This is a genomic window from Bradyrhizobium sp. SZCCHNR1017 (assembly GCF_032381375.1).
Classification (GTDB): domain Bacteria; phylum Pseudomonadota; class Alphaproteobacteria; order Rhizobiales; family Xanthobacteraceae; genus Bradyrhizobium.
The window spans coordinates 75,639-88,120 of record NZ_JAUHIR010000006.1 but is presented as its reverse complement, the minus strand read 5'-3'; the positions used below and the strand labels follow the sequence as shown (position 1 = coordinate 88,120).

General features: G+C 66.0%; 9 protein-coding genes. 7 read left to right on the top strand and 2 right to left on the bottom strand.

Annotated elements, in window-relative coordinates; all coding sequences use genetic code 11:
* Positions 1-381: 381 nt before the first annotated feature.
* From QW863_RS16800 to QW863_RS16780, 5 genes are all read left to right on the top strand, one after another.
* A complete protein-coding gene (locus QW863_RS16800) occupies positions 382-1,158 on the top strand; it encodes a DUF3108 domain-containing protein (RefSeq protein WP_315715426.1) in 777 nt (258 codons plus the stop codon).
* 554 nt (positions 1,159-1,712) lie between these two features.
* Positions 1,713-5,279, top strand: a complete 3,567-nt coding sequence (locus QW863_RS16795) for a helicase-related protein (RefSeq protein WP_315715246.1) — start codon at positions 1,713-1,715, stop codon at positions 5,277-5,279.
* Between the two features lie 22 nt (positions 5,280-5,301).
* The gene (locus QW863_RS16790) at positions 5,302-5,607 is read left to right on the top strand and encodes an RNA-binding S4 domain-containing protein (protein WP_315715247.1); all 306 of its coding nucleotides are present in this window, start codon (positions 5,302-5,304) and stop codon (positions 5,605-5,607) included.
* Positions 5,608-5,721: 114 nt separating this feature from the next.
* The gene (gene fdxA, locus QW863_RS16785) at positions 5,722-6,060 is read left to right on the top strand and encodes a ferredoxin FdxA (RefSeq protein ID WP_315715248.1); all 339 of its coding nucleotides are present in this window, start codon (positions 5,722-5,724) and stop codon (positions 6,058-6,060) included.
* A gap of 501 nt (positions 6,061-6,561) precedes the next feature.
* Positions 6,562-7,392 (top strand): CarD family transcriptional regulator, encoded by an 831-nt coding sequence (locus QW863_RS16780; protein WP_315715249.1) that lies wholly within the window; start codon positions 6,562-6,564, stop codon positions 7,390-7,392.
* A 363-nt stretch (positions 7,393-7,755) separates the two neighbouring features.
* Here the strand turns inward: QW863_RS16780 and QW863_RS16775 are convergent, their stop codons facing one another.
* Positions 7,756-9,222 (bottom strand): M48 family metalloprotease, encoded by a 1,467-nt coding sequence (locus QW863_RS16775; protein ID WP_315715427.1) that lies wholly within the window; start codon positions 9,220-9,222, stop codon positions 7,756-7,758.
* A 48-nt stretch (positions 9,223-9,270) separates the two neighbouring features.
* Positions 9,271-10,065, bottom strand: a complete 795-nt coding sequence (locus QW863_RS16770) for a thermonuclease family protein (RefSeq protein WP_409998719.1) — start codon at positions 10,063-10,065, stop codon at positions 9,271-9,273.
* 205 nt (positions 10,066-10,270) lie between these two features.
* Between QW863_RS16770 and QW863_RS16765 the strand changes: the two genes are divergently transcribed.
* Complete coding sequence (locus tag QW863_RS16765; RefSeq protein WP_315715428.1) at positions 10,271-11,455, top strand: ABC transporter substrate-binding protein; 1,185 nt, start codon at positions 10,271-10,273, stop codon at positions 11,453-11,455.
* A 200-nt stretch (positions 11,456-11,655) separates the two neighbouring features.
* Positions 11,656-12,450, top strand: coding sequence for an enoyl-CoA hydratase (locus QW863_RS16760; protein WP_315715251.1), 795 nt, complete (start codon positions 11,656-11,658; stop codon positions 12,448-12,450).
* Positions 12,451-12,482: the final 32 nt, after the last annotated feature.

Here is a 12,482-nt window from a genome sequence, read left to right as displayed (position 1 = left end):
GCGTATAATCAATAGTATAGCCGATAGTTTAGACCATATAAAGGGCGCATTCGGACGTGATGGATGGATATCCCGCGAACAGTCCGAAATGCCGGAATGGCGGCATGCTGGCGCGGTCGGAGGTTCGCGGCTCGGTTCCGGCAGAGCTGCGGATGACGGTCTGAGTGCTGTTCAGCTGCAAAGCGCTGGACAAACCGCCATTGTCGGACGGTTCGCGTTGTTTGAAGGCGTTTTTGGCTTAAGTAGCAAGGACGGCGCGTCGGATCGGTCCGGCGCTCAGGCAGGCGGATCGGTAGGATCATTCGTCACGTGACCATCATCTCGGTTCCCTCATTTCTCTCCTGTCGCCTGGCCGCGGCCGGGGCAGCGCTCTGCCTATTGTTGCCGGCGCAAAACGCCCAGGCGCAGGCTCGGTTGGACGCTCAATACGAGGCTTCCCTGGCTGGCATCCCCGTCGGCAAGGGCACCTGGGCGGTCGAGATCGGGGATGATCAGTATGGTGCCGCGGCTCAGGGCGGCACCGCCGGCCTGCTCAAGAGCTTCTCGCAAGGATCAGGCACCGGCTCGGTGCAGGGGCGCGTCGTCAACGGCGCCCTGGTCGGCCAGAGCTACCAGGCCTCGACCACGACGGGAAAGAAATCCGAGCAGATCCGCATCAATCTGCAGAACGGTACTGTGAAGGACTTCGCCATCGAGCCGGCGCCTCCGGTCGATCCCGACCGCATTCCGGTGACGGATGCCCACAAGCGTGGCGTGCTCGATCCGATGACGGCCTCTCTGGTGCGCGTGCCGGGCAACGGCGAGCTGCTGTCGCCGGACTCGTGCCGCGGCGCTGCGCCCGTGTTCGACGGCCGCATGCGCTACGAGCTCAAGCTCGACTACAAGCGCATGGAGAACGTCAAGGCGGACAAGGGTTATCGTGGCCCGGCGCTGGTCTGCGCGATCTACTTCACGCCAGTCGCGGGCTACATCCCGGACCGGCCGGTCATCAAATATCTGGCTCAGGCCCGCAACATGGAGATCTTCTTCGTGCCGATCGCCGGCACCCGTGTGCTGGTGCCGTTCAAGATGGTGATCCCGACCCCGCTGGGGACCGCGATGCTGGAAGCGACGTCGTTCATCACCCAGGCGGCGCCGCACGTCGCCAAGACCCAGTAGTGCGTCGTTTCGCTGCTCCTCCACATCGGAATCTCGTCGTTGCGGCACAGCCCCGTCAGCGGCCGTGGCGTGAAGGCCTGACGGCATGCCGTCCGCTATCGCTTGAATCCGATGGAGATTCGGGGTTCGCGCTGCATGATCTCCGGACTGACGGGCTCATGAGCTCCGATTTGTCGGGACCCCCTATGGATGCTGTCTGCTGCGCGTGAATCCGTTTGACTCTTCCCTGATTCTGATTCGACTCGGGACGCGCTGAACGCGCGCCAGTTCCATCGCGAAAGCGTTGCTTGTGGAGCCCGCGAAAACTTGATCTAGTGCTGGCTTGATGGCAGAGCGCGAGATGTTGCGGTGAACGAAGCCGGAAAGCCGACGGAGTCAGCGATTCCTTCGCGATTCGTTCTCAAGGCGTTCCGAAGCTTAAGCTGCGTCACTATATGCGTCACAATGTGAGACAGGGGTCAGCATCGCAGCCTCTCCAGACACACGATTATTCCGCATCCGTCGCGCGTGAACGGCGCGCTTCCAACGCCGGCTTCGAGACCCACATTTAACGAATGGCTTTTTCGTCCTCTTCGGCTGCCTCGCCTTTCGAGCGCACGTCCGACCGCGCTCCCGGAAGCGGCGTCACCGCCGTGCTCGGCCCCACCAACACCGGCAAGACGCATCTGGCGATCGAGCGCATGCTCGCGCATTCCTCCGGCATCATCGGACTGCCGCTGCGGCTGCTCGCGCGTGAGGTCTACAACAAGATCGCCGATCGCGTCGGCAGCGAGGCCGTCGCGCTGATCACTGGCGAGGAGAAGATCAAGCCGAAAAATCCGCGCTACTGGGTGTCGACCGTCGAAGCGATGCCCAGGGATCTCGACGTGTCGTTCCTGGCCGTCGACGAGATCCAGATCGCGTCCGATCTGGAGCGCGGCCACGTCTTCACCGACCGCATCCTCAATCGCCGCGGTCGCGACGAGACGCTGCTGCTGGGTGCTGCGACGATGCGCCCCATCATCGAGCGCCTGCTGCCGGGCGCGTCGATGGTGACACGGCCACGATTGTCGCAACTCGAATTCGCCGGTGATCGCAAGATCACGCGACAGCCGCGCCGGACCGCCATCGTGGCGTTCTCGGCCGACGAGGTCTACGCCATCGCCGAGCTGATCCGCCGCCAGCATGGCGGCGCCGCTGTCGTGCTGGGATCGCTGTCGCCGCGAACCCGCAACGCGCAGGTGGCGATGTTCCAGAACGGCGACGTCGACTATCTCGTCGCCACCGATGCGGTCGGCATGGGGCTCAATCTCGACGTCGATCACGTCGCCTTCGCGTCCGACCGCAAATATGACGGCTATCAGTTCCGCCGGCTCACGCCGTCGGAATTTGCCCAGATCGCCGGCCGTGCCGGACGCGCGACGCGCAATGGCACGTTCGGTACCACCGGACGTTGTGCGCCATTCGAGCCCGAGCTGGTCAATGCGCTCCAGAACCATGCCTTCGATACCGTGAAGGTGCTGCAATGGCGCAACTCCCGGCTTGATTTCGCGTCCTTGAGCGCGCTTCAGGTCTCCCTGGCGGTCGCGCCGGCGCATGAGGCGCTGACGCGCGCGCCGATTGCGGAGGATCTGCGCGTGCTCGATCACGCCGCGCGCGATGCCGAGGTGCGCGACATGGCTCACGGCGCGGCCGCGGTCGAGCGTCTGTGGGAAACCTGCCAGATTCCCGACTATCGCAGGCTGTCGCCGGCCGCCCATGCGGAGCTGGTGACCACAGTGTTCGGCTTCCTGATGCAGAAGGGGCGTATTCCGGACGCCTGGTACGCGGCCCAGGTCGATCAGGCCGACCGCGTCGATGGCGACATCGATACGCTGTCGGGGCGGATTGCACAGATCCGTACCTGGACCTTCGTGGCCAACCGGCCCGACTGGCTGCGCGACCCTGATTATTGGCAGGGGATTACCCGCGAACTCGAAAATAAATTGTCAGACGCCCTTCATGAACGGCTCACGGAGCGTTTCGTTGATCGTCGTACCAGTGTATTGATGCGGCGCCTGCGGGAGAACAGTGTTTTGAATACGGAAATCGGCAAGACCGGCGAAGTGATCGTTGAAGGGCACGCGATCGGCCGCCTGGATGGATTCACCTTCGCGCCCGACGCCGCCGAAGCCGGCTCGGAGGCCAAGGCCTTGCAGGCTGCTGCCCAGAAGGCGCTGGCCGGCGAGATCGAGGCGCGCGCCGAGAAGCTGTCCAGCGCGCCCGACGAGCACATCGTGCTCACCGCCGACGGCACGGTGCGCTGGACCGGCGACGCGGTCGCCAAGCTGGTCGCGGCCGACGACGCGCTGCATCCGCGCCTGCGCATCATCGCCGACGAGCGGCTGACCGGTGCTGCGCGCGACAAGGTCCAGGCGCGGCTCGATCTGTGGCTGAAGACGCATATCGAGAAGCTGCTCGGCCCGCTGTTCGAGTTGTCCAAGGCCGAGGACATCACCGGCATCGGCCGCGGCATCGCGTTCCAGCTGGTGGAGGCTCTCGGCGTCATCGAGCGCGCCAAGATCGCCGCCGAGATGAAGGATCTGGACCAGCCGTCGCGCGCCACCTTGCGCAAGTATGGCGTCCGCTTCGGTGCCTACCACATCTACGTCCCGGCGCTGCTCAAGCCCGCCGCGCGCGCGCTCGCTGCGCTGCTGTGGGCCGAGAAGCAGGGCAATGTCGACATGTCCGCGCTGACCGGCGCGCAGCATCTGGCGAGCTCGGGCCGGACCTCGTTCCCGGTCGACAAGGCGCTGCCGCGCGATGCCTATCGCGTGCTCGGCTACAAGCAGGCGGGCGAGCGCGCCGTGCGCGTCGACATCCTGGAGCGGCTGGCCGACCTGATTCGTCCCGCCCTGGCCTGGCGCGACAATGCACCGGGCGAAAAGCCGGCCGGCGCCTTCGACGGCCGCGGCTTCGTGGTGACGCAGGCGATGACCTCGCTCACCGGCTCGGCCGGCGAGGACTTCGCCTCGATCCTGCGCGCGCTCGGCTATCGCATGGAGAAGCGCCCGCCGCTGCCGCCCAAGCCGATTGAGAAGCCCGTCGAGGCTGCTGCCGCCGCGGGAGCCGCTGCGGAAGCCGCTCCGGCTGAGCCGGCAGATGCGCAGGCCGTGCCGGGCGAGGACCTCGCAGTTGTCGCCGGCGAGCCGGCCGACGAGCAGGTTCCCACCGTCGCGGAGGCCGCCGTCGCTCCGGTGACCGAGCAGACCGTCGCCGTGCCCGCGGTGGTCGGTGAGGAGCAGGCGGAAACCGCGTCGGTGTCGGCCCTGGCATCGCTGCCGACCGTCGATTTCGTCACGCCGGATGTGGCGGACGAGGCGTCCGTGGCCGAGTCGGCTGCCGAAAGCGTCGTCGCCGAGGCGGAAACCGCCGTCGCTGCGGATGCGCCGCAGGCCGAAGCCGCCCAGGCCGTCGCGAACGAGGCAACGAGCATCGGCGACGCGTCGGCTGAAGCTGCCGCGCCGGAAACTGCTGCTGGATCGACCGCTACCGAGGCTTCTCCCGCCGAGGCCGCGCCTGCTGCCGAGCCCGTCCTGGTCGAGGTCTGGCGGCCGGGCGGGCGCTCGGAGGAGCGCCGGCCGCGCCATGACCATCATCATCGCGGCCGGCCCAACCGTCCGCAGCATGAGCGCGGGCAGGCTGCCGGCGGCGGCCAGGCACCGGCCGGGACCGCTCCGGCCGAGGGCGGCGAGGCACGCGAGCGCCATCACCGCGGCCATGGCCGGCGCGACCGGATGAAGGAGTTCGGCAAGGACTTCCGCAAGGGCCCGCCGGAGGCTGGTGCGGCTCCACCAGCCGAGGGCGCATCGGCACCGGCGCGCGAGGATCGCGGGCCGCGCCGCGATCATGATGCCAAGGGGCGCGACCAGAACCGGGATCGCAACAAGGGTGGCAAGTTCGGCGGTGACCGCGAGGGGCGCGGCGGCCGCGACTTCGGCAAGGGTGGCCGCGACAAGCGCGACAGCGGCCCGGCGCTGCGGCCCTACGCATCGAGCAGCGGCGGCGGCCGGGATCGCGACCGTCCGGTCGATCCCAATTCGCCGTTCGCCAAGCTCGCCGCGCTCAAGGAGCAACTCGCGGGGAACAACCGCAAGGACTGAGCGGCAAGATCGGTTGGCAAGATTGGTTGGAAGGACAACGCCGACGTCCGACACCCCGTCAGAGCGCCAGCGCCTCGACAGATGGCTGTGGCATGCGCGGCTGGTGAAGGCGCGCACCAGCGCCGCGGCGCTGGTGTCGTCGGGGCATGTCCGGGTCAATGGTGTGCGCGAGACCTCGCCGGGCCATGGGGTGAAGACCGGTGATGTGCTGACCATCGCGCTCGATCGCAGCGTGCGCGTGCTCAAGGTGACCGGCTTTGCCGAGCGTCGCGGCGACGCTGCCTCGGTGCGCGGACTGTACGATGATCTGGATGGCGGACGATCCTGATCGATTGCGCCGGAGCAATGTCCGGTTCAGTTCTTCGCCCCGCTTCACTTGCGGCACATCACGTCCTGCGCTAGTCCAAGCCAGCCGAATTGTCGATCCGTTCCGGAGCCTTGGATGACTTACGTCGTCACCGAAAACTGTATCAAGTGCAAATACACCGACTGCGTTGAGGTCTGCCCGGTAGACTGCTTCTACGAGGGCGACAACATGCTGGTCATTCATCCGGACGAATGCATCGATTGCGGCGTGTGCGAGCCGGAATGCCCGGCCGACGCGATCAAGCCGGATACCGAGCCGGGGCTGGAGAAGTGGCTGGGCGTGAACGCCGAATATGCCAAGTCCTGGCCCAACATCACCCAGAAGAAGGACCCGCCGGCCGACGCCAAGGAGCACGACGGCGAGGATGGAAAGTTCCAGAAATATTTTTCGTCGAAGCCCGGCGCCGGAGACTGACGGTCGTCTCGCCACCTGCGCGTCACCAGCGCGCCCCGGCCTGCGGGGCGCCATCGCGCCGATCGAAATCGTTGCGCGGAAACAATGGCCTAGAACACCTCATGCGGTGAGCGGGAACCGCTGCATGAGTTGTTCTATTCCGGCACGTTGCACTTAACCCTAACTTCGTGGATCCGTCACAATACCGCCCCTGCGGCCTCTAAATCATTGATTTTTGCGGCAAATGTGCTATATATAGCACATTCTCAGAGCCGAACCCGGCCATGCGTAACCTTTTTTGGCCGCCCTTTTAGGTTCCCGCAACATCAAACAGGGGCGTGGCAGTTCCGCGCGCAGGCTGTGTCACAGAAAACGCGTAAAAAGAGTGCTTCCAAGAGTACAAAAAAAGCCGCCGCGGCCAGCCGCAGCGTTTCCAAGGGCCGTGCCCGGGCTCCTGTAAAGGAGATTCGGGCTGCCGCGAAGGCCTCGGCTGCCAAGTCCACCAAGAACAAAAGAAGCGCAATGCCTGAAAAGACTGCCAAGACTGCCGCGAAAGCATCCGCCGCGAAGACCACTCTTGCAAAGGACTCTGTTGCCAAGGCTGCGCCTGCCAAGGCCGCCGCTGCGCCCAAGGCTGCCACCAAGACCGCCGTTCCCGCGGCCGCTGCCCCTGTTGCCAAGCCCGCCGTCGCCGCCAAGCCGGCTGCTCCCGCCGCGGCCGCGCCGCGCGTCGAGGAAAAGAAGCTGCCGACCCAGCGCCAGGGCTTCAAGACCAACGAATTCGTCGTCTATCCGGCTCACGGCGTCGGCCAGATCCTGGCCATCGAGGAGCAGGAGATCGCGGGCGCCAAGCTCGAGCTGTTCGTCATCAACTTCATCAAGGACAAGATGACGCTGCGGGTGCCGACCGCCAAGGTCGCCAATGTCGGCATGCGCAAGCTGTCCGACCCGGCGCTGGTGAAGAAGGCGCTGGAGACCCTGAAGGGCCGCGCCCGCGTCAAGCGCACCATGTGGTCGCGTCGCGCCCAGGAATACGAAGCGAAGATCAATTCGGGCGACATCGTCGCGATCGCGGAGGTCGTGCGCGATCTCTACCGTTCGGAGTCGCAGCCCGAGCAGTCCTACAGCGAACGCCAACTCTACGAAGCGGCGCTCGACCGTCTGTCGCGCGAGATCGCCGTCGTGCAGCACTCGACCGAGACCGAGGCCGTCAAGGAGATCGAGACGCAGCTCGCCAAGAGCCCGCGCCGCGGTGCCAAGACCGAAGCCGATGCGGTCGCCGAAGGTGATGCCGACGCCGAGGGCGATGATATCGACGGCGACGATACCGCCGTGGCCGACGAGGCCGCCTGATCGACCGTTTGCACGTTTTCCAATTAGTTGCTTAGCGAAGCCCGGCCGCGAGGTCGGGCTTTTTGCTTTGCGCGTTTCGCCGCGACTCTCGCGTGGTTGGGCAGATGATAGCGGATTGTCGGCCAAAGGCCGCTCCATCACATAGAAGGCCGCAACCGTAGCCCGCTCGCGCCCCGCGCAGCCCGACCGGAGCGGCGATACCGGCGCGCTGGCGCAGCTCAAGCAGATGACCGCCAAAATCGAGCGGCGCGCGCCAGTGTTCGGCGAAGCGCAACCTGCGCGACGACCGCCGTCAGGCTGGCCGTTCTGAGCAGATCATTTCCGAAGTCGTGGGCCGGCTGCTGAAGGCCCGTTCGCGTCCGCTCACTCCACCACGATCTTGACCCGGTCGCGGACCTTGACCTGGGCGCGGGCGTCGAGGCCGTTGAGAACGCGGAAACGCTCGACCGGGCGGTCGACGCCGGTCATGCGGTGCGCAAGCGATTCGACGGTGTCGCCCGGCTGCACGGTGATCACCTTGATGCGCAGCGGCCGCGCCGACTGGATCTCCTCCAGGCTGAGCCGGCGGAACGAGTTCACCGTCTCCCGCGCATTGCGCTCGCTCTCGGTGGATTTCTGCCGCGAGGCGAAGATGAAGCGGTAGACGTCGCTGCCGACGCGCAACGCGTAGACCTTGAACTGCCAGGGATCGCCGCTCGCCGTGGTCGAGGCCGCCGGGAAGCCGTTGATCGTCAGCTCCTCGGTCGCCGACTTGTCGACGTTCTCCATCCAGCCGGAATTCAGATAGTCGCCGAGCGTCTGCTGGGCCGGCACGCGCACCACGTCGAAGCGCATCGCCTGCGCGCCGCCTTCGCGCACGCCGATCACCGCCTGCGCGGTGTTGTCGAGCGTGAAGTTCTCCGGCGCCTGGAAGGTGAAGCCGAGCTTCGGATGCAGGAAGCGCCGGCCGCGCACGAAGCCCTCGCTCGGGTCCTCGCCGTAGACGATGTTGTCGACTGCAGCCAAGTAGGTCTCGCGGTCATGCTCCCTGGCCTCGGGGGAGACGTATTGCTTGGCGATGGCGGCGGCGTTCTGCACCCGCTCCGGCGTCGCCGGATGCGACGACAGGAAGTCCTGCGCGCGCGGGTCGATTGCGACTTTACCGGCCTTCAACTCGGCATTGCGCTCCATCGAGCTCAGGAAGCGCGCCGCGCCGTAGGGATCGAACTTCGCCTTGGCGGAGATGCCGACGCCAATGCCGTCGGCCTCGAACTCCTGAGTGCGCGAGAAGCTCGCCATCGTCAGCTTGGTCTTGGCGAGCGCCAGCGCCGTCAGGTCCGGATCGTTGCCCATGTCTGAGACGACGCGGGTCACCACGGCGGCCTGCCGCGCCTGGTCCTCGCGGATCGCGGCATGGCGCGCCAGCACGTGCGCCATCTCGTGGCTCAGCACCGACGACAATTCGGAGGTGTCGTTGGCGAGCGCAATCAAGCCGCGTGTCACGTAGAGCTGGCCGGTCGGCAGCGCGAAGGCGTTGACCGCACCGGAATTCAGGATCGTGACCTTGTAGCCCTGGTCGGGGCGATCGGACACGGCCACGAGCCGGTCGACGATCTTGCCGATCAGGCCCTCGAGCTGGGGATCCTCATAGGCGCCGCCATAGGTTGCGAGAATGCGCTCGTGCTCGCGATCACTCGCCGGCGTCGTCTGCACCATCGCCGGCTTCGGCCGCGGCGTCGGCATCGGCGCCGTCGCCTGCTGCAACTTGCCCATGTCGCTGCAACCGGCCAACGCCAGTCCCAGGCACAGCAGCGCCGGTGCGATCCGCGAACCGCAGTTCATCACCGTCATGCGCTTTCGAACAGACAGGTTCACGTCGCTACTCACGTACCTCAGCGGTCAATTCCCGCTCAAAATCTCGATCTGGGCAGTCTGTGTCAGTTCCAGTCTCGGACCCGCATGCGCCTCAACCCAACCGCGCACGCGAACCTGCCGATTCGCAAGTGATTTGACGTCGATACCGGCACCTTCCAATACCGCCATCATACGCTTTGGAATAATCACCGCGAAGCCCCGTGTCCAGCTACGAGCGAAGTTCAGATAAGTTGTTGTCCCCGTCTGTCGTACGGACAACACCTTCCCTTCGACAACCGTAAATAGCCCTACGCGAGACAAAATATCGTCTGGACTTTCCGTGTTTTTTATGACGGTCCCAATCTTCCAGAGGCCGCGCCCGGCGCTGCGTGCCTCGGCTTCCGCCGCGCCCAGGCTGAGGGCGCAATCCCGGTCGGGCAGGTCGACCCCGCGCAGCACGGCGCCCTGCCGGAGCAGCTCGCTCTGCACTGGCTGGTCCGCGCCGGCCACGAACGCGAAGGCCCGCTGCCGGCCATAGCGGTCAGGGGTGTCGTCCTCTCCGCGCAGCACGACGTCGCGGCCGCGCAGCAGCACGCCCAACGCATCCATCGACGTCACGCGCTGCTCCTCCGGCGGCACCTCGATGCCGGCGAGCCTGACCTCGCGACCGTCGTCGAGACGGAAGCTGCGTGCATCGATGATCTCGCTGACGTGGCCTTCGCCGAGCTCCGCGAACATGCACGGTGTGGCGTGACTCGCCGACATCATCGCGATGGTCGCGACGCTCGCGCCGAGCGCGATCAGCCTCCGTCTGCTCCGCATCCTGCGCTCTCTCGTCATGCTGCATCATCGCACGAAATTTCCATTCCACTGAGCGGAAAGCGGCGACCGGCGACGCTTTTGCTGAGCGTGCTGAGCGCTTGCCGCATGCGAAAGCGTGGGCCATGATGCGAACTATCAAAGAGGCCGTCGCCATGTAGCGACGCGCCCGGCAGGGAGGATATCGATGAGCAGAACCATCCGCGGCGCGGCGGCGTCGTTGTTCATGCTGGCGTCGGCGCTGACGTTGTCCGCAGGCTTGGCGCATGCGCAGAGCAAGCCGCCGCTGAAGATCGGCGGCATTCTCGACATGTCGAGCCTCTACGCCGACATCACCGGTCCCGGCAGCGAGACCGCGGCGAAGATGGCGGTGGAGGATTTCGGCGGCGAGGTGCTGGGCCGCAAGATCGAGGTGATCGCGGCCGACCATCTCAACAAGGCTGATCTCGCCGCCAACATCGCGCGCGACATGCTCGACAACCAGGACGTCGAGATGATCTGGGATGTCGCAGCCTCCGCCACCGCGCTGGCCGCCGGCGAGATCGCCAAGGCGCGCAACAAGATCATCATCTTCAATGGCCCCGGCTCTGTCAGGCTCTCCAACGAGGCCTGCGGCCCGTACACCGTGCACTACGTGTTCGACACTTTTGCGCAGGCCAACGTCACGGGCCTGGCGGCGGTGAAGTCTGGCCTCGACACCTGGTTCTTCCTGACCGCGGACTACGCGTTCGGCCAGGATCTGGAAAAGGACACCACCGCCGTGGTGGTGAAGTCGGGCGGCAAGGTGCTCGGCAGCGTGCGTCATCCGCTCAACACCTCGGACTTCTCCTCCTTTCTGCTGCAGGCGCAGGCCTCCAAGGCCAAGGTGATCGGGCTCGCCAATGCCGGCGGCGACACCATCAACGCGATCAAGCAGGCCGCCGAATTCGGCCTCGCCAAGGGCGGCCAGAAGCTGTCGCCGCTGCTCGCCTTCGTCTCCGACATCGACAGCGTCGGGCTCGAGACGGCGCAGGGGCTGCTGGTCGCGGAAGCGTTCTACTGGGATCTCAACGACGACACCCGCGCCTTCACCAAGCGCTTCATGGAGCGCACCAAGCGCGTGCCGACCTCGGCCCAGGCCGGCGTCTATTCCTCCGTCACGCACTATCTGAAAGCCGTGAAGGCCGCGGGCACCACGGATGCGGACGCCGTCATGAAGCTGATGCGGGCGACCCCGATCAACGACATGTTCGCCAAGGGCGGCCGCATTCGCGAGGATGGCCGCATGGTGCACGACATGTATCTGTTCGAGGTCAAGAAGCCATCGGAATCGAAGAGCAGGTCCGACGACTACAAGCTGCTCGCGACCGTGTCTGGCAACGAGGCGTTCCAGCCGCTGGAAGCGTCGCGCTGCCCGCTGGTGAAGAAGTGACGGCCGGGGCGACGGCATTCCGGGGCGCGCCTGCGCAAGGCGCAAACGCTGCCGCGACATCCGTCGTTCCGGGGCAACGCGCAGCGTTGAACCCGGAACCTCGATGTGAGTCCATCAGCTCGGGATTCCGGGTTCGACGCTGACGCGTCGCCCTGGAATGACGGAGACATAACACCGGGAAACAACAAGGAGCGCCGGCCATGACCACCAACACCACAGTTCTGCAGCACCTCGAGTCCGGCCTGCTCACGATCACGATGAACCGGCCGGAGCGGCGCAACGCGCTCAACAGCGACTTGACCAAGGGCCTGGTCGAGGCGGCGCATCGTGCGGCCAATGATCCGGATGTGCGCGCGGTGCTGCTCAAGGGCGCCGGCGGCACGTTCTGCGTCGGCGGCGACGTCAAGGCGATGGCCGAAGCCAAGACCGCGCCCTCGTTCGAGACCAAGGTGACGACCTTGCGCGAGCGCATGGAGGTGTCGCGGCTGCTGCACCAGATGCAGAAGCCGGTGGTGGCGCAGATCGACGGCGCGGCCGCCGGCGCCGGCCTGTCGATCGCGCTGGCCTGCGATCTGCGGGTGGCCGGCGAGTCGGCCAAGATCACGACGGCCTTCGCCAAGGTCGGGCTGTCGGGCGATTTCGGCGGCACCTATTTCCTCACCCAACTGCTCGGCAGCGCCAAGGCGCGGGAGCTGTATCTGACCTCGCCGGTCCTGACGGCGCAGGAGGCGCTCACCCTGGGCATGGTCACCAAGGTCGTGCCCGACGCCGAGGTCGAAGCGGCCACGCGCGCGCTGGCGATGTCGCTGGCGCAGGGGCCGAGCGTGACGCTCGGCTACATCAAGCGCAACATCAACAATGCCGAGACGATGACTCTGGAGGCCTGCTTCGACGCCGAGGCGATGCATCACTCGCGCTGCAGCGACACCGAGGATCACAAGGAGGCGGCGAAAGCCTTCGTCGAGAAGCGCGCGGCGGTGTTTCAGGGCCGATAGCTCCGCGTTCTCCGTCATTGCGAGCGCAGCAA

Bases quoted from the DNA above. Each gene is read 5' to 3' on its own strand.
- QW863_RS16795 (WP_315715246.1), top strand. From the start codon at position 1,713: ATGGCTTTTTCGTCCTCTTCGGCTGCCTCGCCTTTCGAGCGCACGTCC.
- fdxA (WP_315715248.1), top strand. From the start codon at position 5,722: ATGACTTACGTCGTCACCGAAAACTGTATCAAGTGCAAATACACCGAC.
- QW863_RS16780 (WP_315715249.1), top strand. From the start codon at position 6,562: ATGCCTGAAAAGACTGCCAAGACTGCCGCGAAAGCATCCGCCGCGAAG.
- QW863_RS16775 (WP_315715427.1), bottom strand. From the start codon at position 9,222: ATGACGGTGATGAACTGCGGTTCGCGGATCGCACCGGCGCTGCTGTGC.
- QW863_RS16770 (WP_409998719.1), bottom strand. From the start codon at position 10,065: ATGACGAGAGAGCGCAGGATGCGGAGCAGACGGAGGCTGATCGCGCTC.
- QW863_RS16765 (WP_315715428.1), top strand. From the start codon at position 10,271: ATGCTGGCGTCGGCGCTGACGTTGTCCGCAGGCTTGGCGCATGCGCAG.
- QW863_RS16760 (WP_315715251.1), top strand. From the start codon at position 11,656: ATGACCACCAACACCACAGTTCTGCAGCACCTCGAGTCCGGCCTGCTC.